Genomic DNA, 19,966 nt, shown 5'->3' on the forward strand with positions numbered 1-19,966 from the left:
GTCATACCTGGCCGTATTCCTGGCCGTGACGCAGCCAGCGCTCGAGCAGTGGGCTGACGTGCTGCGGCCAGCGTGCCAGCAGTGTCTGGGCGGCGTCGCGCACCGCCGGTAGCAGCTCGGCGTCGCGCATCAGGTCGGCGACCTTGAACTGCAGGAGGCCGGTCTGACGAGTACCGAGCATCTCGCCGGGGCCGCGCAGCTCCAGGTCCTTTTCGGCAATCAGGAAGCCGTCGCAGGTTTCGCGCATGATCGCCAGGCGTTCGCGGCCCAGCTGCGACAGCGGCGGGTGGTAGAGCAGCACGCAGTGGCTCGCCGCGCTGCCGCGGCCGACCCGCCCGCGCAGCTGGTGCAGCTGCGCCAGGCCCAGGCGTTCGGGGTTCTCGATGATCATCAGGCTGGCGTTGGGCACGTCGACGCCCACCTCGATGACGGTGGTGGCCACCAGCAGCTGCAGTTCGCCGCGCTTGAACTGCTCCATCACCGCGGCCTTCTCGGCCGGCTTCATGCGCCCGTGGATCAGCCCCACGCGCAGCCCGATGAGCGCTGCGGAAAGGTCCTCGAACGTGGTTTCCGCGGCCTGGCAGGTGAGTTCCTCGGATTCCTCGATCAGCGTGCATACCCAGTAGGCCTGGCGGCCCTCGTTGCAGGCGATGCGCACCCGCTCGATGACTTCCAGGCGCCGGCTGTCGGCGATCACCAGGGTGTTCACCGGCGTACGTCCCGGCGGCAGCTCGTCGAGGATCGAGGTATCGAGGTCGGCATAGGCGCTCATCGCCAGGGTGCGAGGAATAGGCGTGGCGGTCATGATCAGCTGATGCGGGCAGAGCCGGCCGTCGATGCCCTTCTGGCGCAGGGCCAGGCGCTGCTGCACGCCGAAGCGGTGCTGCTCGTCGATGATCACCAGGGCCAGGCGCTTGAAGACCACCTCGTCCTGGAACAGCGCATGGGTGCCGACCACCATCGGGCAGCCGCCGGCGATCTGCTCCAGCGCCGCGGCGCGGGCCTTGCCCTTGAGCTTGCCGGCCAGCCAGGCGACCTCGATGCCAAGCGGTTCCAGCCACTTGCTGAAGTTGAGAAAGTGCTGCTCGGCGAGGATTTCCGTGGGCGCCATCAGCGCCACCTGATAGCCGGCTTCCAATGCCTGCAGCGCAGCAAGGGCGGCGACCACGGTCTTGCCGGCACCGACGTCGCCCTGCACCAGGCGCAGCATGGGTTCGTCCTGGGCCAGGTCATAGGCGATCTCGGCGCCGACGCGCTGCTGCGCGCCAGTGGGGCTGAAGCCGAGGTTGGCGAGAAAGCGCTGCGGCAGCCTTTTCGCCGGCGGCAGTTGTGGTGCCTGCTGGGCGCGTACCCGCTCGCGCAGGCGCTGCAGCGACAGCTGATGGGTCAGCAGCTCTTCGAAGGCCAGGCGATGCTGGGCCCAGTGGCGGCCCTCGGCGAGCTCCTCCAGATCGGCGTCCGGTGGCGGCCGGTGCAGGTAGCGCAGGGCCTGATCCAGCGGGCCGAGCCGGTACTCGCGGGCCAGCTCCGCCGGCAGCCAGTCCGGCAGACTGTGCGGGCCGAGTCGGCTCAGCGCCTGCTCGCTGAGGTTGCGCAGGCGCTGTTGGGTCAGGCCCTCGGTGGTCGGGTAGATCGGCGTCAGGGTCTGTTCCACCGGCGCCGGCTCGCCGGTCAGCGCGCGGTATTCGGGATGGTAGATCTCCAGTCCCGAGGCCCCGGGACGGGCTTCGCCGTAGCAGCGCAGCTGGGTGCCGCGCTTCATCGCTTCCTTTTGCGCCTGACTGAAGTGATAGAAGCGCAGGCTCAGCGTGCCGCTGCCGTCCTGCAGGCGCACCAGCAGGCTGCGCCGACGGCCCATGACGATATCCGCGCCGGCGACGATGCCTTCGATCACCGCGTCCTGCCCCGGTCTCAGCGAGCCGATGGGCACCACGCGGGTGCGGTCCTGGTAGCGCAGCGGCAGGTGGAAAAGCACGTCCTGCAGGGTTTCCAGGCCGACCCTGGCCAGCTTTTCTGCCAGCGCGGCGCCGACGCCCTTGAGTGCGGTGACCGGAATGGTCGCCAGTTCGCTCATGGCCTCAGGCTTTCGCCGACGGCGGCTTGCCTACCGAACACAGGCGGATCGAGTCGGCGAGGATCTCGATGGCCTTGGGCCGCGGGAAGCTGGCACGCCAGGCGATCGCCACGGTGCGGAACGGCACCGGCGGCGTCAGCGGGCGGATCTCCAGCACGCCGGGGGAGTAGTGATGGCTCTCTACCGCCGACAACGGCAGGATCGACACACCCAGGCCCGAGGCGACCATGTGGCGGATGGTTTCCAGCGAGCTGGATTCCACCGTGGTATGGCTGGCCGCTTCGCCCTTGCGCACGGTCGGGCAGGCCTCGAGCACCTGGTCGCGGAAGCAGTGCCCCTCGCCGAGCAGCAGCAGGCTCTTGTCGTTGAGCATCTCCGCGTCGATGGTTTCCTTGGCGGTCCAGGGATGGTCGGCGGGCATCAGCACGTAGAACGGCTCGTCATACAGCGGCTTGGTCAGCACATCGGCTTCCTGGAACGGCAGCGCGATGATGATCGCGTCCAGCTCGCCGGTGCGCAGCTTGTCGCGCAGGACGTGGGTGAAGTTCTCTTCGATGTACAGCGGCATGTCCGGCGCCACGCGGTGCAGCTGCGGGATCAGGTGCGGGAACATGTAGGGGCCGACGGTATAGATGGCACCGACCTTGAGCGGTGCGGCCAGCTGGTTCTTGCCGACCTGGGCCAGCTCGCGAATGCTCTGCGCCTGCTCCAGCACCTTCTGCGCCTGGGTGACGATGCCTTCGCCCACGGGGGTCAGGCGCACGGCGCTCTTGGTGCGTTCGAAGATCAGTACACCCAGCTCGTCCTCGAGCTTCTTCACGCCAACCGAAAGGGTCGGCTGACTGACGTGGCAGCGCTCGGCGGCACGGCCGAAGTGCTGTTCCTGGGCGAGGGTGACGATGTAGCGCAGTTCGGTCAGAGTCATAGTCAGCATCCATCAGATTGCCGGCAAGCATAGCCTTTTGCGTAGCCCTTAACCAACCAGTGGCATGCGTGGAAAGCCGGTACACTCCAATGCATACGGCCCGCGTTCGGGTACCACTGAGGGAGCAGAAGATGGGCAAGCGCCTTAGCGTATTGATCGCCGGTTGCGGCGACGTGGGCAGTCGTCTGGGCCTGCAGCTCGGCCGTGACGGCTGGCGGGTGTACGGTCTGCGGCGCAACGCCGCCGAGCTGCCGGTGCCGATCCTGCCGGTCAAGGGCGACCTGACCGATCCCACCTGTCCGCGCTGCTGGCCCAACGGCGGGCTGGATTATCTGGTGTATGCCGCATCCGCCACCGAGCATGATGAGGCCGGCTATCGCCAGGCCTATGTCGAGGGGCTGCGCAACGTGCTTCGCTGGCTGCGACAGCACGAACAGCAGCCGCGCCGTCTGCTGTTCGTTTCCAGCACCGGCGTCTATGCCCAGCGCGACGGCGAATGGATCGACGAGGATTCGCCCACCGAGCCGACCGGCTTCACCGGGCAGGTCATGCTCGAGGCCGAGCAACTGGCCCTCGGCTGCGGCCTGCCGGCCACCTGCGTGCGCATGGGCGGGCTGTACGACCCGAGTCGCCCCTGGCTGCAGAACCAGGTGCGTGCCGGCCTGCGGGTCGAGCGCGATCCGCCGCAGTACAGCAACCGCATTCACCGCGACGATGCCGCCGCGCTTCTTTCCTTCCTGCTGCAGGCGGACGCCAGCGGCACCGCGTTGCAGTCCTGCTACCTGGGGGTCGACGACGAGCCGGCGCCGCTGCACGAGGTGGTCGACTGGCTGCGCGAGCGGCTGGGTGTCACCCACTGGGCCGAGCAGAGCATGACCCGACGCGCCGGCAGCAAGCGCTGCAGCAATGCCCGCGCCCGCGCGCTGGGCTGGAAGCCGAGGTTCGCCAGTTACCGCGACGGCTATGCCTCGCTCGGGCGCAATCGGCACTAGTCAGCCGCCGTTGCGCTCGTGTTCTGGCGGTGCGGCGGGCATGCATCCCGTCGGTAACCGGGCACTCTCGTGCGGCGCTGCTTACTAAAACCTTGACAGCACGCCGCACCGACAGAGGAGCAACAGCGAGGCAGAAGGAGAATCACCGAGACGGCGTTTCCGAAACCCGACAGGAGATTGTCCATGAGAGCCCTTCGCTGGCACGGCAAGCACGACATCCGCTGCGACAACCACGTCCCCGATCCCTCCATCGAGGACCCGCGCGACGCCATCATCAAGGTCAGTTCCTGCGCCATCTGCGGCTCCGACCTGCACCTGTACGACGGCTTCATGCCCGGCATGCAGCACGGCGACATCATGGGCCACGAGTTCATGGGCGAAGTGATGGAGGTCGGCTCGGCGAACAAGAAGCTGAAGGTCGGCGACCGCGTGGTGGTGCCCTTCACCATCGTCTGCGGCGAATGCGACCAGTGTCGGCGCGGCAATTTCTCGGTCTGCGAGCGTACCAACCGCAACAAGGACATCGCCGACAAGGTGTTCGGCCATACCACCGCCGGGCTCTATGGTTATACCCATCTCACCGGCGGCTATGCCGGCGGCCAGGCCGAGTATGTGCGCGTGCCCTACGCCGATGTCGGCCCGGTGGTGATCCCCAATGGCCTGACCGACGAGCAGGTGCTGTTTCTCGGCGACATCCTGCCCACCGGCTGGCAGGCCGCGGCGCAGTGCGATATCCAGCCCACCGACACGGTGGCGATATGGGGCGCCGGCCCGGTCGGCCAGTTCGCCATCCGCAGCGCGATCATGATGGGCGCCGAGCAGGTCATCTGCATCGACAACGTGCCCGAGCGGCTGTCCATGGCCCGCGCCGGCGGCGCCATCACCATCAACTTCGACGAGGAAAGCGTGCTCGAGCGGCTCAAGGAGCTGACCCGCGGCAAGGGTCCGGAGAAGTGCATCGACTCGGTGGGCATGGAGGCGCACGCGGCGCGTTCGATCGATTCGATGTACGACCGCGCCAAGCAGGCGCTGATGCTCGAGAGCGACCGGCCGCACGTGCTGCGCGAAATGATCTACGTCTGCCGCCCGGCCGGGATCATCTCGATTCCCGGCGTCTACGGCGGGCTGATCGACAAGATTCCGTTCGGTGCCGCGATGAACAAGGGCCTGACCTTCCGCATGGGCCAGACCCATGTCAACCGCTGGACCGACGACCTGCTCAACCGCATCCAGGAGGGGCAGATCGATCCGAGCTTCGTCATCACCCACAGCGTCAGCCTCGAGCAGGGCCCGGAGATGTACAAGACCTTCCGCGACAAGCATGACGGCTGCATCAAGGTGGTCCTGAAGCCATGAACCGGTCGCCGATCCTGCAGTAGGGATCGGCCGAGCCACGATATCGAGCGAGGAGTCTTATGAGCATTCCACGTCAAGTCACCCGGCCCAACCATTCGGCGCGCTCGCTGGCGCGGGGACTGGGCTGGTTCAGCATCGGCCTGGGCGTCGTCCAGCTGGTGGCGCCGCGTCAGGTCGCGCGTTTCATCGGCATGCCCGGCAGCGATGGAGTGATCCGTGCCTGCGGTCTGCGCGAAATCGCCACCGGCGTCGGCATTCTGCTGGCGGATGATCCCAAGCCCTGGATCTACGGCCGTATCGGCGGTGACGCGCTGGACCTGGCCGGCCTCGGCTGGAGCATCGAACACGGCAACGAGCCGGCTAATGCGGCCATTGCCGCCGGGGCGGTGGCCGGCATCACCGCACTGGACCTGAGCTGCGCCAAGGGTCTGGATGCCGAACGGGTGCCAGCGGTCGAGTGGGACTACAGCGATCGCAGCGGTTTTCCCGCAGGCACGCAGCAGGCTCGCGGCTGCGTCGAGGCGGAATTCGCTGCGGCCCGCGCCGAACCCAACGGCTACTCGCCCTCGCTGCACTGACGTACTGCGCCGAGCCGGGGCGCCTGCGCTCTCGGTTCGGCGAAGTTTTTGTTAAGGTGGCCGGCCGTTCCGGTCGTCCGCCCGCTGGGCTCAGCGACGACGCTTCAGATGAGAGCCCATGTCTTCGGTCATCAACGTTGTCCTGCCCGTCTTCGCCCTGATCCTGCTCGGCTACCTGTGCCGCCGCAGTGGGCGCATGGGGCCGACCGGCGCTTCGGAACTCAACCGTTTCGTGGTCTGGCTGGGCCTGCCGGCGCTGCTGTTCAGCGTCGTCGCCACCTCCACCTGGGAGCAGCTCTGGCAACCGGGGTTCATCGCCGCCTTCGCCATCGGCTGCCTCGGCGTGTTCGCCTTCACTCTTGCGTATCGCCTGCTGCAGAAGCAGCCGCTGGTCGATGCCAGCCTGGATGCGCTGGGCGCGTCCTATGCCAATACCGGCTATGTCGGGATTCCGCTATGCATGCTGGTGCTCGGCGACGAGGCACTGCAGCCGGCGATGGTCGCTTCGATCATTGTCGTCTGCGTGCTGTTCGCCATCGCCCTGGCCTGCGTGGAGACCGGGCTGCACGCAGGCCAGGGCCTGCTGCGCACGCTGGGCAAGGTGAGCGGGGCGCTGGTGCGCAACCCCCTGGTGATCGCGCCCATGCTCGGCGCGCTATGGGCTGCCAGCGGTCTACAGCTGCCGGTGCCGCTGGCCACCCTGCTCAAGTTGTTGGGCGCAGCGGCGGCGCCCTGCGCGCTGGTCTCGCTGGGCCTGTTCCTCGCCCAGCCGCAGCCGGCCGGTCGGGTGCAGGGCGTCTGGCCGCTGGTGGGGTTGAAGCTGGTGGTACAGCCGCTGATCACCTGGTACCTGGCGTTTCAGGTGTTCGAACTACCGACCCTGTGGGCCTATTCGGCGCTGCTGCTGAGTGCGCTACCGACCGGCACCGGGCCGTACATGCTTGCCGAGTTCTATGGCCGCGAGGGCTCGCGGGTATCGCGGGTGGTGCTGTACTCGACGCTCGGCTCGCTGCTGACCCTGTCGCTGATCCTGCTGCTGTTGCCGGTCTGAACTGCGTGCGTTTGCTTGTTGCGTGGATAAGCCTGGCGGGGTTATCCACGGGCCACCCTTCGCCCTGCTGTCAGCACGCTGGTCGCGTCACTTCCAGCACCACGGCGGCGATGCGGTCGCATTTGATGTAGGCGCCGCCGAGCAGCTCCTCGCCGAACACGTCCGGGTCCACTTCGCGATAGGTCCAGCTGAAGGCGCCGCCCTGCAGGCGCCGGCGCACCTCGGCGAGGAAGGGGTCCTGGTTGTCCAGCATTGCCACGCCGGTATACAGCAGCAGCGTGCCGCCCGGCGCCAGGCGCTGCAGCGCCGCATCGAGGATCGCCAGCGACAGCCCGGCGCCCAGCGGTCCACCGCCGTGGCGATAGGCGCGCTGGTCGGCGTCGATCAGATAGGGCGGGTTGGCCAGGATCAGGTCGAACTCGCCGTCCACCGCGCTCAGCAGGTCGCTGTGCAGGGCGCGCAGGTTGTCGGCACCGGCCAGCGCCGCGTTGATGTGCGTCAGGCGCAGCGCCTCGGGGTTGATGTCCACCGCCAGTACCTCGGCCTGCGGCCGCGCCAGCGCGGTGAGAATCGCCCCGGCGCCGGAGCCGCAGCCAATGTCCACCGCGCGGCGGATCATCCCGGTGTGCTGGTTCAGATGGCAGCGGATGGCGTTGGCGAAACGGTAGGTATCCGGGCCGAAGAACACCGCGTCGCTGGCGCTGGTGGGAAATGCCGAGTGCAGGAACAGCTGGCCGTCGAGGCTCGACAGCCGCACCTTCGAGCGCCAGCGCGAACCGCAGGCTTCCAGTACCTGCGCCTGGTCCATCAGACTGAACAACGCGCCCGGCAACAGCTCGTGCTGGAAGGGCCGGCTCCAGCCGAACACCCCGTGCAGGTCGTCGGCCAGCGCGTTCTCCGGGCGCTGGTTGACCCGTTCGTGGGTCAGCGGGGTGGGCGTGATGAAGTGATAGCCGCGATCGCGCAGGGCCTGGCCCAGGTGCAGCAATGCGCGGTCCTGCGCAGTTTCCATGGTCATGGTGCTTTCCTTGATCGATCTCGTCAGTTGAACAGTCCGTTGAACAGCCGCGTGGCCAGCAGGCCGGCGGCGCTATGGTGGCGCTGCGGTGCCAGCAGTGGCAGCAGCAGGCGCATGCGCGCGGCGCGGTCGGGCAGACGGGCGACTTGCTGCTCCAGCAGCTGCAACTCCTCATCAAAATCGTTGCCACTGGCGTGCTCGGCGGGTTGCGGCATGGCCGGCGCAGGCGCGGCGCGCCGTGCGTTGAACGCCGCCTGGCGTTGCAGCAGCGCACCGCGCGGGCTGCGCTTGCCCTCGGCCTGCCAGTCGGCGGCGATCCAGTCATGGATCATCTGCTGTTCGTAGGCGCTGAACACTCCGAACATGGGCGCCTGTTCGCCGACGATGAGTTGCCAGAAACGACTTTCCTGCGGGTCGTGGCCGCGCTTGATCCAGCCGCGCTTGTCCAGCACCGCGAGGAACTGCTCGACGTCGTCACCGAGCCACTGGTTGACCGTGCGGCCTTCGAAGCGGCAGTAGTCGGAATGGACGAACTGGCCGACCGCGGCCTTCTTCTCGAAGATGCGCTGCACCTCGCGGCCGAGGTCGAAGTTGCCGATCACCGAGACGGTGCTGGCGCCCAGGTCGTTGAGGCGATAGCCATCGCGCACGCGGCGATAGAACTCGGCGCTGTCGCCCACCTGCGGCCAGGCATCCAGCAGACCTTGCACGGCTTTCTTCGCGTGGCCGTTGTCGGCGTTGTCGACGGTGACGTGCAGGGTGAAGTAGTAGGGGTCGACGCCCAGTTCGGTCAGCTCATAGGAGGTGATCAGCAGGTGCAGTGGCAGCTGCTCGTAACCGAGATTGAAGCCGATGATTTCCGGCAGGAACTGCTCGGCGTGCTCGGCCAGCGCCAGCTGGATGGCACCCTGGACGAAGTGTTCGTCGTCCAGCTCCTGCCAGTCGTCGCAACCCTGACTCGCCAGCAGCTTGCGGTAGAGCACCACGTGGTTCTTCTCCGGCAGCCCGTCGCCGAGCTCCTCCAGGTAGGTCTGGATCAGCGCGGTGAAACGCACATCGTCCCACCGCTGCAACAGGCCGTAGAGCCAGGCACCGTCCACCAGCTTGGTCGGCGCCACGCCACGCAGAAAGTGCAGCGCATGGGCCTTGCTCGGGAAATAGCGGCGCGGCCCGCCGGCCCGGCGCTGTTCCAGGTAGGCCTGGTACTGATGGCCGACCGCCTCGGTACGCTGCAGCACCCAGGCGTCCAGATCGGCGGGGTCCGCCGGCAGGTCGCAGGGCAGGGCAGCGGCCGCTTCGAGCTGCGTGCGCAGGTAATCGGCGGCGTTCTCCCGCGCGTGCTCGTCGACCTCGCGGACGAGGGCGAAATACAGCGCCCGTGACGGCTGATCCGGCTCCGGGGTGATGGCAGGGGTGATCGGCAGGCTGCGGGAAGTCAGTTGCATGATTCTGTTCTATGGCAGTTCCAGTTGAGTTTTGGCTGCCCCGCCACTGGATTAGTTCAGCTGCGCCGCCGAGCGGCCATTGGTCCAGAAATGGCCTTACGGCCCTGCACCTTCTGCCGGCCCCGCCATCCTAAAAACCATGGCGCTCCGGATCGGCCGGGGTGCGGCGACGAACGAGGAACCGCTGATGAGCCAGAGCGAACCGGGCCGCGAGAGCATCGAGTCCATCGATCAGAGCGGCGATGCCCACGAACAGAATCCCGAAACCACCACCACTCATGGCGATGTCGCCGGCGGTAGCGAAAGCGACGTGCCGGGCGGCGCCTACAACGTGCCGTCGGGTATGGCCGAGGAGGTGAGCGACGAAGAGGCACTGCCCGATGGCGAGCAGCCGGAGCGCTGAACGCGCGCGGAGTGATCGACGTCACGCTCGACGCATTTGCCGGGCGTTGATGCCGCCATCGGCTTAATTCACGGCGCGATCGGGTCGCCTGCTGGCTGTCCTGAAATGGCGCGGATCAGTTCGGCGTGAGCAGCTTGATATCCGAAGGCCGCCCGACCGCCAGGGTCTGCAACGTCTCGCCGAGCTTCCCGCTCTCCGGGTCGCGGCGGATCACCACCAGCGCATCGCTAAGCTGATTGGCTATCAGCATGAAGCGACCGTCCGGCGTGATGGCGAACTCCCGCGGTTCGCGGCCTTCGCTCGGGCGGCGCTGGATTTCGCGCAGCGTGCCGTCGGCCTCGATGGCGAAGACGATGATGTGGTTGTAGTCGCCGCGGTCGCTGACATAGAGAAAGCGGCCATCGGCCGAGGTGTGGATCGCGCCGGGTGAATGACGCACTTCGCTATCGGCCTCTTTGAGGTCCAGCAGTTGCCGGCGGGTCAAGGTGCCATTGGTGTAATCGAAGCCAGCCACCTGGGCGCTCAGTTCAAGGGCGAGGTAGGCGTGTTTGCCATTGGGATGGAACACCAGATGGCGCGGGCCGCTGCCCGCGGGCAGCTCGATGCTGGCTGGCTCATCCGGCCGCAGCGGGCGTTCGGCATGGCTCGGGTCGTAGCGGTAGACGAACACCCGGTCGGCGCCCAGGTCGCTGACCAGAAGGCGCGTGCCGTCCGGGCTGGGCACCGCCGAATGCACGTGAGGCGATGCCTGGCGTTCGGGGTGCACGCCGCTGGCCTGATGCGCAGCGATCTGCGTGACCGGCAAGGGGCGGCCATCCTCGTCCAGCGGCAGCACCGCCAGGCTGCCGCCGGGGTTGGGTCGCGAGCCATAGTTGCTGACGAACAGGTAGCGGCCATCGGCGCTCAGGCTGGCGTGGGTGGGCTCATCGCCGAGGCTGATGGCCTGGCCGATGGGCTGGTAGTCGCCCTTGGCGTCGCGCTGCCAGGCGCCGACGCGACCGACCGGATCGGCATGGGCCGGGCCGTTCTCATGGGTGGCATAGAGCCGCCCGCGTCGCTCGTCCAGCACCAGCCAGGAGGGGTTGTGGCTCGTCAGCGCCTGCAGCGGCTCCGGCTCGAGCCGTCCCTGCGAGGGGTCGAAGCGCAGGCGCAGCACGCCGGGGCTGTCGCTGTCATGCGTGTAGCTGCCGATCAGGATATGCATGTCGTTGCTCTCGGCCTGGGCGCCATTGGCCAGCAATGCCCCGGCCAGCAGAGCCAGTGCGAGTCGAAGGCGCATGGGTCGCTTGCCCTTTGTCGAAGAAGTCATGCCACTATGACCGCCAATCTCACGTGGCGCTCCCCACATGGAGCCGCCGCGTTCGAACAAGATCCGACCAAAACGGTCAGATATTCGGCTGGGTGGATGCCGGCCTCCCCAAGATTCCAGGAAGACTCATGGACCATTTGCTCCCCGTTCAGCTGGTCGAATTGCAGAGCATCGCCACCGATCTGGCAGAAAATGTCATCGCGCCCCTGGCCGCCGAGGTCGACGCCGAGTGTCGCTGGCCGGCCCATTCCATGCGCGCGCTCGCCGAGGCCGGCCTGCTCGGCCTGCAGGTTCCGGTGGATCAGGGCGGGCTGGGTCAGGGACTGCTGGGCCTGTGCGTGCTCACCGAAGCCATTGCCCGTGCCTGTCCGTCCTCTGCCTTGTGCTATGGCATGCATTGCGTGGCCACTGCGGTGATCGCCGCCAAGGCCACCGACCATCAGCGCGAGCACTACCTGAAGGAAATTGCCGCGGGCCGGCATGTCACCACCCTGGCGCTGTCCGAGCAGGGCACCGGTGCGCATTTCTATCTGCCGGAGACCCGCCTGGATGCCAATGGCGAGGATTTCATCGTCGAGGGCACCAAGCAGTTCGTCACCAATGGCGGGCATGCCGATTCCTACGTGGTATCCACCGTGGCGGCCGGCGCCGAAGCCGGGGATTTCAGCTGCCTGATCGTCGACAAGGGCGGGGAGGGTATGCACTGGCTGGATGCCTGGGCCGGTTTCGGCATGCGCGGCAACTCGTCGCGACCGCTGCAGCTCGATCGGGTACGGGTGCCGGCGCGCAACCTGCTGGGCGAGCCTGGCGACCAGGTCTGGTATGTCTTCGAGGTGGTGGCACCGTTCTTTCTCATGGCCATGGCCGGCACCTACCTGGGTATCGCCCAGGCGGCGCTGGACGAGGCGAGTGTGCATCTGCGTTCGCGCCGCTACAGCCATTCCGGCGAGGCCCTGCGCGACGTGGAAAGCCTGCAGGTGCGGTACGGCGAACTCTGGACCGCCCTGGTCAAGAGCCGCGCGCTGGTGCGCGAAGCGGCACGGCGCGGCGATGGCGCGCATCCCGAGGCGCTGTCGTTCATCCTGGCGTGCAAGGCGGATGCGGCGGAAACCGCAGTGCAGCTGGCCAACGAGGCGATGACGCTTTGCGGTGGCGCGGCCTATCGGGAAAACAGCCGTGCTGCCCGGCTGCTGCGGGATGCCCGCGCCGGCCACGTGATGACGCCCACCACCGGTCTGCTCAAACTCTGGACAGGCCGCAGTCTGCTGGGGGTGCCGCTGCTATGAGCGCCCTGCTGCTCGATCGGGTCGCGCTGCTGGAGGCCGATGACAGCGGCCTGCATGAGCAGGTCGCCCGGTGGGCGGCGGCGCACGGCCTGCAGCTGAGCCGTCTGGATGCAGGTGCATTGCCGCCGGACGACGAACAGCCGGCGCTGGTGCTGTTGGCGGCCGCCCTGCCGCGCCCGGTGACCCTGGCGCGACAGCTGCGCAACCACTGGAAAACCGCGCAGATCCTCTTTCTCAGCGAGGATGGCGAAGCCGACGCGCTGCACCGCGCGCAGGGCCCGGCGCCCTTGCTTGGACCCCACTGGTCCATCGTCAACCTGGGTGCCAATCCACAGCAGCAGCTCGATCAGGCGCTGGCCAGCGTGCGGCGACGGGCGCGTCTGCGGACCACGCTGGACCGGGCCAATGCCACGGTGCACGGCAGTCAGTCGAGCAGGCGGCCGCTGCCAACGGCGGAGCTCTATCTGCATCACTTCATCGATGCCGCGCGCGATGCGATCGTCGGCCTCGACCGGGCCGGCGCGGTGCTCTACTGGAGTGCCGGCGCGGCCGAGCTGTTCGGCCTTGCGCGCGCCGAGGTGCTGGGTCGTACCGCGAGTGGTCTGCCGTTCTGGAGCCCGGAGCTGGGCCAGGCGCTGGCACGCGCGCTGGACTGCGACACGACGCAGACGCTGCAGCACGAGGACGCCGTCAGCGGCCGCGCCCTGGAGATCGTCGTGGCCGCGGTCTGTGCGGCGGATGGTGCCGTGGTGGGCGCTGCCCTGACCCTGCGCGATGTGTCGGCACTGGTGGCCGAGCGCCGCGCCAGCGAGCTGCACGGGCGCCGACTCGACGAGGAGCGCGCGCATCTGCAGCGGCTGTTCGACCAGGCACCGGGCTTCATCGCCATCACCGAAGGGCCGCGCCACGAACTGAAGATCGCCAACCGCGCCTTCCATCAGCTGGTTGGTGCCCGCGAACTGCTCGGCCGCCCGGCATTCAAGGCCTTTCCGCAGCTGGAGAGCCGTGCGCTGTCCGAGCTGCTGCAGCAGGTCTACGTTACCGGGCGGCCCTATCTCGGCCGTGACCTCGCCGTGCGCGTGCGCCCGCAGACCGGTGGCAAGGCCGAGCGACGCTACCTCAACTTCGTTTTCCAGCCGGTATTCAGCGAGGACGAGCGGGTCACCGGTATTTTCTGCCAGGGTCATGACGTCACCGCCCAGGTGCTGGCGCAGCAGGCCTTGCAGCGCTCCAGCGAGCGGCTGCAGGAACTGGTCGAGGAACGCACTCGCGAACTGGAGCTGAGCCGGCAGGCGTTGTACCAGTCGCAGAAGCTCGAGGCCATCGGCAAGCTCACGGGCGGCGTGGCCCATGATTTCAACAACGTGCTGCAGGTAATCGCCGGCAATCTGCAGTTGCTGCAGCCGCTGGTGGAGGAGCACCGCAGCGCGGCCAAGCGCGTCGATGCTGCCAGCTCGGCAGTCGAACGCGGTGCCAAGCTGGCGCGCCAGCTGCTGGCCTTTGCCCGTCGCCAGCCGCTGCGGCCGCAACCGACCAACCTTGGCCGGCTATTGCGCGATCTCGACGAGCTGCTGCGCCAGGCCATCGGCGAGCACATCGAGATCGAAACCGTGGTCGCCGGCGGCCTGTGGACCACCATGGTCGATCCGCATCAGCTCGAGCAGGTGGTGCTCAACCTGGCGATCAATGCCCGCGATGCCATGCCCGAGGGCGGCAAGCTGACCCTGGAATTGGGCAACGCCATGCTCGACGAACTCTATGCGGGCACCCAGGCCGATGTGACGCCCGGTCAGTACGTGCTGCTGGCGGTGTCCGACACTGGCATCGGCATGCCTGCCGAGATCATCGAGCAGGCCTTCGAACCCTTTTTCACCACCAAGCCGGAAGGCCACGGTACCGGCCTGGGCCTGAGCATGGCTTACGGTTTCGCCAAGCAGAGTGGCGGGCATATCCGCCTCTACAGCGAGCCGGGCTCGGGTACCACGGTCAAGCTCTACCTGCCGCGTACCGAGCAGCCCGAAGTACAGGCGCTGCCAGCCACCGTCGGCCCGGTGGTGGGCGGCAGCGAAACCATTCTGGTGGTGGAGGACGACCTGCCCGTACAGGCCACGGTGATCGAACTGCTCACTGGTCTCGGCTATTCGGTGTTGCGTGCCAACGATGCGCAGAGCGCCCTGAGCATCCTGCAGAGCGGCATCGGTATCGACCTGCTGTTCACCGATGTGGTCATGCCCGGGCCGCTGAGCAGCACCGAACTGGCGCGCCAGGCACGGCTGCTGCAGCCGGACGTCGCGGTGCTGTTCACGTCCGGCTACACGCGCAATGCGGTGGTTCATGGCGGGCGCCTGGACCCGGGCGTGGAGCTGCTGAGCAAGCCCTACCGGCAGGAAGACCTGGCGCGCAAGGTGCGTCAGCTGCTGGGTGCCCAGCTTGGGGACGACAAGACCGCGCCGCGGCAGTGGGTGATGGTCGTGGAGGACCAGCCGCAGCTGCTGACGCTGACCTGCGAGATGGTCGAGGAGCTGGGTTACGGCGTGCGCGGCTATCCGGACGCGGAAACGGCGGCAAAGGCGCTGCACGAGCAGCGTTTCGACCAGCTGCTGCTGGACGTCAACCTGCCCGGTCGCTCGGGCCCGGAATTCGCAGCCGAGGCGCTGAAGACCCAGCCGTGGCTGCGACTGGTCTTCGTCTCCGGCGAGGGCCGTATCGACAGCCGCCTGCCGGCGCGTTCGTTACCCAAGCCGTTCAGCTTCGATCAGCTCGCCGAGGTGCTGCGCCCCTGAAATCGTTGCTGCGCGCCTGAGCCCGGGCGCCGCAGCGGGTCAGGCCATGCACGCCGACGGCGACCGGTGCTGCCAGGGCCAGCCAGCTCAGCCAGTCGCCGGCGCCTTCGGAAACCAGGCCGGCGATCAGTCCGGCGGCGGACAACACGGCGATCACCACCGGCCACAACCAGATGCGCATCATGTCCGCACCTCGGTCGCGCCGCGCTTGAGCCAGAGGTACAGGCCGCTGCCCAGCACGACGATGGTGAGAATATCCAGCAGCGCCCAGAGCACCTTCAGCGGCAGGCCGCCGTAGTCGCCGAAGTGCAGCGGCTCGGACAGCTGCAGCGCGGTGACGTACCAGGGCCGCGCGCTGGCCTCCAGCACCTCGCCGTTGGCGGGGTCGACCAGCAGCGCCTGGCTCAGGCGCGAGGTTAGCGGCGTGTCGCCGTGCAGCATCACCGCGACATGCTCCGGCGTGGCGCGCAGGGTACCGGGGTAGGCGATCATTGCCACCGCCATGCCCGGCGCGGCGGCCAGCACGCGATCCACCGCGGTCTGCAGCGAGCCGTCCGCGGCCGGTGCATCACTGGCGTCCTTCGGCAGCAACACGCGGGTCTTGCCGGCCTGCAGGGCGGCGACCTGTTCGGCCTGCCAGGCCTGGAAGATCAGGTCCGCCCAGGTGTTGATCACCCCGGTGAAGCCCACCGCCAGCGCCCAGACCAGAGTGACGATGCCAAGCAGGTTGTGCAGGTCCAGCCAGCGGGTGCGGGCGGTGCGTTCCTGACGCACTTCGCCGAAGCGCAGCTTGCGCATGAAGGGCGCGTAGAGCACCACGCCGGAGATGATCGCCACCATCAGCAGCAGGCCCATGAAGCCGAGGAACAGCTTGCCCGCCAGCCCCGCGTAGAGGTCGACGTGCAGGCGGTACATGACGCTCATGAACCCCTCGTCGAAGTTCGGCGCGCCCAGTACCTCGGCCGTGCGGGCGTCGGAGAGGATCAGCGTCGACCCGCTTTCATCGGTGTCGACGCGGGTATCGAGTTTGACGTACCAGACATCCGGATCGTCTTCTTCGGCGAAGAAATACAGCGGCACCAGCCCCGGATAGGCCTCGACCGCCTTGGCGGCCACCTGATCGACCGGAGCGCGCGGCGTGCCTTCGGGCATCGCCGGCGCCTCGATCTCGTTGCCGGTCAGGTGATCGATCTCATGCGAGAAGATCAACGGCAGGCCGGTCAGGCACAGCATCAGGATAAACAGCGTGCAGACCAGACTGGACCACTTGTGGACCCAGCCCCAGCGACGAAGCGTGGCTGCCTGCATCAGAAGTCGACCGTGGCGCTGACCGACAGCGTGCGCGGGGCGCCGAGGACGAGGTAGTTGGCGCCCGGATAGCCGCCGGCAGAGGCCCAGTAGTCACGGCCAGTGGCGTTGTCGAGACGGGCGCGGAGCGTCACGTCGCGGTCCTGCACTTTCATCCCGTAGCGCGCGCCGAGGTCCAGACGAGTCCAGGACGGGATTTCCCGGTCATTGTCGATATCGGTGTACTGGCTGCCGGTATAGACGACGCGACTGGTCAGCGTGAGGCCGGCAAACCCGGGCACATCCCATTCTCCGCCAACGTTGGCTTGGGTCTTAGGCACTCCGATAGCGTGGTTACCGTCGTAATCGCCATTGTTGGTGTCGCTCAGCTCGGTATCGAGGAGGGTGACGCCGCCCAGCAGACGGATCCCGGAGGCCGGTTCGCCGAACAGCAACAGTTCGATCCCGCGATTGATCTGATCGCCTCCTTCGCGGAAGACGGAGTCGGTCACTACGCCGATAGGGCGTTCGGTGCGGAACACCGCCAGGCTGCCGCCCAGGTTGATGCTGTCGTACTTCAAGCCGATCTCGGTTTGCTTGGCGATGTGTGGTGCCAGCGTCTGCCCGGCGTTGCTAACTGCCTCGATCGTTCCGTCTGGCCGCCTGGTGGTCCATGGGGCGGTGTCACCTTTGGCGAGTCCTTCGATGTAGTTGGCATAGATCGATACGTCATCGGTCAGCTTGTAGAGCACACCACCAACTGGAGTGGTCTCGTAGCGGTTGATTCGTGAATCGCGATCTCCAGTCGCTGCAGAGTAGTTCTTGGTCTCGATCCCTTGTCGACGTGCGCCCAGGGTTACAAGTAGCCGATCTTCCATGAACCCAAGCGTGTCTGCGATCGCCAGACTCTGAGTGGAGGTGCGGCCAATCACATTGGGATCGGAAAACGAACCGTTGATGTTTTTCGGCAGCAAGTCGGGGATAGGGACGTCATACGGGTTATCGAGGCTACCGGCCAAAAGGTTGTCGTAAGCTGATCCACCGAACGCATTGCGTTCCTCGGCCCGAAAGGTCGCGGCAGACATTACCCATTGATGTGAGACCTGCCCGGTCAATGCACGGCCGCGCAGGCCAATTTCACCTGTAGATATTTCTTCCTTGCGTCGGTTATCGAAGCGATATGCAGTCGTGGTGTCGGCGCCGACGTAAGTCGGGTTGGCCAAGCGGTTTTCTTCCTCTCCGCGGCGCGCGCCTACGGCTAGCCAGCCCGTGACCGAGTCAGAAAAGTCATATTCGCCCCGGACGGTGCCAAACGTCTGCATTTCCTTGGAGAACGTCCATGGCTGAGCAAAGTTATCTTTGGCGGCTGGTGCGCTTGGTAGCGGTATACCGGTGGCGATGCTCACGCTGGGGCGAGGCGCATCTATGAAGTGGTATTGATGACCGATATCAGCAGATAGGCGGAAGTTGTCGCCCTGATAGTCGAGGCCGAGGGCGAACATATCCAGAGTACGGTCTTCGTTGTCGACTGACGTCTCGCCGGCATGCTTGGCAGCGTTAAGACGCAAGCCGAAGCGCTCCTCTTCACCGAAGCGGCGGCCCAGATCGACGGCTGCCGAACCTTGACCGCCATTTTCGGCACCCACTGTCAGTCTCGTGAGCGGCTCATTCGGAGCACGCTTGGGTACGAGGTTGATCATGCCGCCAACACCTGAGCCTCCCGGTGCCGCACCATTAAGAAAGGCGCTGGCGCCACGGAAGACTTCGGCGCGCTCAATGAATTCGGCCGCTACGTACTGACGCGGCAGCAAGCCGTAAAGCCCGTTGTATGAAATATCGTCGGAAAACAGCGTGAAGCCGCGCACGACGTACAGCTCCTGCATGTTGCCGAAGCCCCGTGCCACACGCACCGACGGATCGTTCTGTACGATGTCCGACACGCTACGCGCCTGCTGATCTTGAATCAGCTTGGAGGTGTATGCGGTTGAGGTGAACGGCGTCTCCATATAGTCCTGGTTGCCGAGAATACCCACGCGCCCGCCGCGGGCGACCTGTTCGCCGGCGTAGGGTTGGGTCAGCCCGTCTGCAGAGGCGTCGGCGCTGGCGGTGATCTCCACCGATTGCAGCTCGACCGGCTCGGCCGCACTGCTCTGTGCTCCCTCTTCGAGTTGTTCCTGGGCCATGAGCGGCGAGCCAGCGAAGCTGGCGGCAAGGCAAACGGGCAGCAGTGCGGTTTTACGCGAGAAGCGAAGAGTGGGCATGACGGACCTGACCGGGCATTGAACTGTAGGTGGCGGAGGACGGCTCGGCTGGCGATGCGAGCCTGTGCCATCTGAGAGCCACTATCGTATATAAAGGATAACAATTCGCAACTGTATTCCGCTTGGCGGTGCCGTGTCATGGCGGCGCGCTAGGTATGCCAAGGCGTCTGGCCCGCGGCCCGTCGCCTGTCGGTCTTCTGAAAAAAAAAGATTCGCCCGGCCTGTCGATCCATGTGCGCGCCGAACGACTACTGGCTGAACCCACCCGTTCAACCCGATCACAGGAGACGGACATGAGCACCGAAACCCGCCAGGATGAAACCGCCATTCGCCAGCTGCACGAAGACTTCGAGCAGGCCATTGGCGCCAAGGATCTCGACCGGATCATGGCGCAGTACGCGCCGGAGGTGGTCGCCTTCGATGCTGTGGGCGCGTTGCAGTTCAAGGGCGTGGCCGAGTACCGCGCGCACTGGCAGCGCTGCTTCGAGTTCTGCCAGGGCGAAGGCTTCTTCGAGACTCACGAGCTGCACGTGGACGTCGGCGGCGAGTTGGCCTGTAGCCGCATGCTCACCCATTGCGGCGGGCCGAACGCCGAAGGCGAGATGCAGACAGCGTGGATGCGCGGCACGCGGGTCTGGGCGCGGCGCGACGGCGAATGGAAAGTGATTCACGAGCACTTCTCGATGCCCTTCGACATGGAGACCGGCCAGGTATGCATGTCGTCGACACCTCCGGCGGCGCAGCAGGCCGGTTGAGCGCTGCGGAGCTTCGTCGTTCGATCGGGCAGGCTTTGCTCCCGGCTGCTAGCTTTTCTGCGTCCCCAGCAGCCGGAGCCTCGCCATGAAATACCTGTGTCTGATCTATTACGACGAGCAGCGCGTGGATGCGCTGACCGATGAACAGTGGCAGGCGCTGGTTGCGCGCTGCCTGAGCTGTGGCGAGGAGCTGCGTGCCAGCGGGCATATGCTCGCCGGGGAACCGCTGCAGTCGGTGCGTACGGCTCGCACGGTGCGCGTGCGCGATGGCATCACTTCGGTGGTCGATGGTCCTTTTGCCGAAACCCGCGAGCAGCTGGCCGGCTTCTACCTGATCGAGGCGGCTGACCAGCGGGAGGCAGAGGCCATCGCGGCGAAGATTCCGCCAGCCAGCCTCGGTTGTGTCGAGGTCCGGCCTTTGCGCCAGCTGCCGCAGCGCTGAG

General features: G+C 66.7%; 17 protein-coding genes. 9 read left to right on the plus strand and 8 right to left on the minus strand.

Going from position 1 to position 19,966, the window contains the following annotated elements; translation table 11 throughout:
• Position 1 precedes the first annotated feature (1 nt).
• Both recG and VF716_RS09910 read right to left on the minus strand, forming a co-directional pair.
• On the minus strand, positions 2-2,074 hold the full coding sequence (gene recG, locus VF716_RS09905) for an ATP-dependent DNA helicase RecG (RefSeq protein WP_213918413.1): 2,073 nt from the start codon (positions 2,072-2,074) through the stop codon (positions 2-4).
• A gap of 4 nt (positions 2,075-2,078) precedes the next feature.
• Entirely contained in the window at positions 2,079-2,999 is a 921-nt protein-coding gene (locus tag VF716_RS09910) for a hydrogen peroxide-inducible genes activator (RefSeq protein ID WP_013981335.1), read from the minus strand.
• A 131-nt stretch (positions 3,000-3,130) separates the two neighbouring features.
• Between VF716_RS09910 and VF716_RS09915 the strand changes: the two genes are divergently transcribed.
• The 4 genes from VF716_RS09915 to VF716_RS09930 all read left to right on the plus strand — a co-directional run bounded on the left by VF716_RS09915 (position 3,131) and on the right by VF716_RS09930 (position 6,976).
• The gene (locus tag VF716_RS09915) at positions 3,131-3,991 is read left to right on the plus strand and encodes an NAD-dependent epimerase/dehydratase family protein (RefSeq protein ID WP_011911383.1); all 861 of its coding nucleotides are present in this window, start codon (positions 3,131-3,133) and stop codon (positions 3,989-3,991) included.
• Positions 3,992-4,174: 183 nt separating this feature from the next.
• Positions 4,175-5,347, plus strand: a complete 1,173-nt coding sequence (locus VF716_RS09920) for a zinc-dependent alcohol dehydrogenase (protein ID WP_011911384.1) — start codon at positions 4,175-4,177, stop codon at positions 5,345-5,347.
• A 59-nt stretch (positions 5,348-5,406) separates the two neighbouring features.
• Positions 5,407-5,925, plus strand: a complete 519-nt coding sequence (locus VF716_RS09925; protein ID WP_013981338.1) for a hypothetical protein — start codon at positions 5,407-5,409, stop codon at positions 5,923-5,925.
• A 118-nt stretch (positions 5,926-6,043) separates the two neighbouring features.
• Positions 6,044-6,976 (plus strand): AEC family transporter, encoded by a 933-nt coding sequence (locus tag VF716_RS09930; protein WP_061373710.1) that lies wholly within the window; start codon positions 6,044-6,046, stop codon positions 6,974-6,976.
• 70 nt (positions 6,977-7,046) lie between these two features.
• On the opposite strand, the gene VF716_RS09935 is transcribed toward VF716_RS09930, so the two are convergent.
• A complete protein-coding gene (locus VF716_RS09935; RefSeq protein WP_440552615.1) occupies positions 7,047-7,994 on the minus strand; it encodes a methyltransferase in 948 nt (315 codons plus the stop codon).
• Between the two features lie 23 nt (positions 7,995-8,017).
• Entirely contained in the window at positions 8,018-9,439 is a 1,422-nt protein-coding gene (locus VF716_RS09940) for an iron-containing redox enzyme family protein (RefSeq protein ID WP_440552617.1), read from the minus strand.
• Between the two features lie 187 nt (positions 9,440-9,626).
• Between VF716_RS09940 and VF716_RS09945 the strand changes: the two genes are divergently transcribed.
• On the plus strand, positions 9,627-9,842 hold the full coding sequence (locus tag VF716_RS09945) for a hypothetical protein (RefSeq protein ID WP_440552619.1): 216 nt from the start codon (positions 9,627-9,629) through the stop codon (positions 9,840-9,842).
• Between the two features lie 115 nt (positions 9,843-9,957).
• Here the strand turns inward: VF716_RS09945 and VF716_RS09950 are convergent, their stop codons facing one another.
• A complete protein-coding gene (locus tag VF716_RS09950; protein WP_440552620.1) occupies positions 9,958-11,121 on the minus strand; it encodes a lactonase family protein in 1,164 nt (387 codons plus the stop codon).
• Positions 11,122-11,279: 158 nt separating this feature from the next.
• On the opposite strand from VF716_RS09950, the gene VF716_RS09955 reads away from it, so the two are divergent.
• The gene (locus tag VF716_RS09955) at positions 11,280-12,437 is read left to right on the plus strand and encodes an acyl-CoA dehydrogenase family protein (RefSeq protein WP_019407411.1); all 1,158 of its coding nucleotides are present in this window, start codon (positions 11,280-11,282) and stop codon (positions 12,435-12,437) included.
• Positions 12,434-15,220, plus strand: coding sequence for a response regulator (locus tag VF716_RS09960; protein WP_440552622.1), 2,787 nt, complete (start codon positions 12,434-12,436; stop codon positions 15,218-15,220). Before VF716_RS09955 ends, VF716_RS09960 begins: the two co-directional genes overlap by 4 nt.
• Here VF716_RS09960 and VF716_RS09965 read toward each other — a convergent pair.
• From VF716_RS09965 to VF716_RS09975, 3 genes are read right to left on the minus strand one after another with little or no spacing between them, the layout of a single operon-like run.
• On the minus strand, positions 15,183-15,404 hold the full coding sequence (locus VF716_RS09965; RefSeq protein WP_037005031.1) for a hypothetical protein: 222 nt from the start codon (positions 15,402-15,404) through the stop codon (positions 15,183-15,185). The two genes, VF716_RS09960 and VF716_RS09965, sit on opposite strands and share 38 nt — an antisense overlap.
• Entirely contained in the window at positions 15,401-16,528 is a 1,128-nt protein-coding gene (locus VF716_RS09970; RefSeq protein WP_017245917.1) for a PepSY-associated TM helix domain-containing protein, read from the minus strand. Before VF716_RS09970 ends, VF716_RS09965 begins: the two co-directional genes overlap by 4 nt.
• Positions 16,528-18,768: a TonB-dependent receptor gene (locus tag VF716_RS09975; protein ID WP_440552624.1), complete on the minus strand. Its 2,241-nt coding sequence runs from the start codon at positions 18,766-18,768 to the stop codon at positions 16,528-16,530. Before VF716_RS09975 ends, VF716_RS09970 begins: the two co-directional genes overlap by 1 nt.
• 293 nt (positions 18,769-19,061) lie before the next feature.
• Between VF716_RS09975 and VF716_RS09980 the strand changes: the two genes are divergently transcribed.
• Both VF716_RS09980 and VF716_RS09985 read left to right on the plus strand, forming a co-directional pair.
• The gene (locus VF716_RS09980) at positions 19,062-19,523 is read left to right on the plus strand and encodes a YybH family protein (RefSeq protein WP_125460254.1); all 462 of its coding nucleotides are present in this window, start codon (positions 19,062-19,064) and stop codon (positions 19,521-19,523) included.
• An 85-nt stretch (positions 19,524-19,608) separates the two neighbouring features.
• Entirely contained in the window at positions 19,609-19,965 is a 357-nt protein-coding gene (locus tag VF716_RS09985; RefSeq protein WP_011911395.1) for a YciI family protein, read from the plus strand.
• Position 19,966 lies beyond the last annotated feature (1 nt).

The sequence above is a fragment of the Stutzerimonas sp. Brlt_14 genome (assembly GCF_051948915.1).
Taxonomy (GTDB): domain Bacteria; phylum Pseudomonadota; class Gammaproteobacteria; order Pseudomonadales; family Pseudomonadaceae; genus Stutzerimonas; species Stutzerimonas stutzeri.

Excerpts from the sequence above, each read along its gene's own strand:
- VF716_RS09945 (WP_440552619.1), top strand. The coding sequence starts at position 9,627 with ATGAGCCAGAGCGAACCGGGCCGCGAGAGCATCGAGTCCATCGATCAG.
- VF716_RS09920 (WP_011911384.1), top strand. The coding sequence starts at position 4,175 with ATGAGAGCCCTTCGCTGGCACGGCAAGCACGACATCCGCTGCGACAAC.
- VF716_RS09935 (WP_440552615.1), bottom strand. The coding sequence starts at position 7,994 with ATGACCATGGAAACTGCGCAGGACCGCGCATTGCTGCACCTGGGCCAG.
- VF716_RS09910 (WP_013981335.1), bottom strand. The coding sequence starts at position 2,999 with ATGACTCTGACCGAACTGCGCTACATCGTCACCCTCGCCCAGGAACAG.
- VF716_RS09970 (WP_017245917.1), bottom strand. The coding sequence starts at position 16,528 with ATGCAGGCAGCCACGCTTCGTCGCTGGGGCTGGGTCCACAAGTGGTCC.
- VF716_RS09925 (WP_013981338.1), top strand. The coding sequence starts at position 5,407 with ATGAGCATTCCACGTCAAGTCACCCGGCCCAACCATTCGGCGCGCTCG.
- VF716_RS09985 (WP_011911395.1), top strand. The coding sequence starts at position 19,609 with ATGAAATACCTGTGTCTGATCTATTACGACGAGCAGCGCGTGGATGCG.
- recG (WP_213918413.1), bottom strand. The coding sequence starts at position 2,074 with ATGAGCGAACTGGCGACCATTCCGGTCACCGCACTCAAGGGCGTCGGC.
- VF716_RS09915 (WP_011911383.1), top strand. The coding sequence starts at position 3,131 with ATGGGCAAGCGCCTTAGCGTATTGATCGCCGGTTGCGGCGACGTGGGC.
- VF716_RS09930 (WP_061373710.1), top strand. The coding sequence starts at position 6,044 with ATGTCTTCGGTCATCAACGTTGTCCTGCCCGTCTTCGCCCTGATCCTG.
- VF716_RS09955 (WP_019407411.1), top strand. The coding sequence starts at position 11,280 with ATGGACCATTTGCTCCCCGTTCAGCTGGTCGAATTGCAGAGCATCGCC.
- VF716_RS09940 (WP_440552617.1), bottom strand. The coding sequence starts at position 9,439 with ATGCAACTGACTTCCCGCAGCCTGCCGATCACCCCTGCCATCACCCCG.
- VF716_RS09980 (WP_125460254.1), top strand. The coding sequence starts at position 19,062 with ATGAGCACCGAAACCCGCCAGGATGAAACCGCCATTCGCCAGCTGCAC.
- VF716_RS09950 (WP_440552620.1), bottom strand. The coding sequence starts at position 11,121 with ATGCGCCTTCGACTCGCACTGGCTCTGCTGGCCGGGGCATTGCTGGCC.
- VF716_RS09975 (WP_440552624.1), bottom strand. The coding sequence starts at position 18,768 with ATGCCCACTCTTCGCTTCTCGCGTAAAACCGCACTGCTGCCCGTTTGC.
- VF716_RS09960 (WP_440552622.1), top strand. The coding sequence starts at position 12,434 with ATGAGCGCCCTGCTGCTCGATCGGGTCGCGCTGCTGGAGGCCGATGAC.
- VF716_RS09965 (WP_037005031.1), bottom strand. The coding sequence starts at position 15,404 with ATGATGCGCATCTGGTTGTGGCCGGTGGTGATCGCCGTGTTGTCCGCC.